A 450-nucleotide genomic window follows, 5' to 3' on the forward strand; every position below is an offset into this window, starting at 1 on the left:
CCGGCTTGGGCGACAGCCGCGAAGCGATCCTGGAGATGAGCCGGCACCTCGTGAACATGGGGGTCTACCCCTTCGTCGTGCCCTTTGTGCCGATCAGCGGTACGCCCCTGGAAGGCCATCCCGCGCCCGACCCGGCCTTCATGCGTTCGGTGCTGGCGCCTCTGGGCGACATGGTGAGCGCCGCCGGCATGCGCGCCAAGGACATCAAGGCAGGCTGCGGTAAATGCGGCGCGTGCTCATCCTTGTCGGTGTACGAGGACAGTGGCGCCAGCGCTTCATTGCCCTCACCTGTGCTGGCTTGATGAGGAAACCGACCATGAACGCCTTGACCTTTGCCGAACTGCCGACCACCTTCACGCCGGTCGAGTTTCGTGTCAAACGCGCTTCTGAAGCCTGGGAGCGTCGGGAAGCACATGCCTTACGCCGAGCGGTTTTCTGCATCGAGCAAGG

Annotated in this window: 1 pseudogene; it reads left to right on the forward strand. The window is 64.0% G+C overall.

Annotation, left to right across the window (positions count from 1 at the left end):
* Positions 1 to 302, forward strand: a pseudogene (locus I6A82_RS14470) (hypothetical protein); the annotation flags it as partial.
* Positions 303 to 450 lie beyond the last annotated feature (148 nt).

Source organism: Novosphingopyxis sp. YJ-S2-01 (assembly GCF_016093175.1).
Taxonomy (GTDB): Bacteria; Pseudomonadota; Alphaproteobacteria; order Sphingomonadales; family Sphingomonadaceae; genus Novosphingopyxis; species Novosphingopyxis iocasae.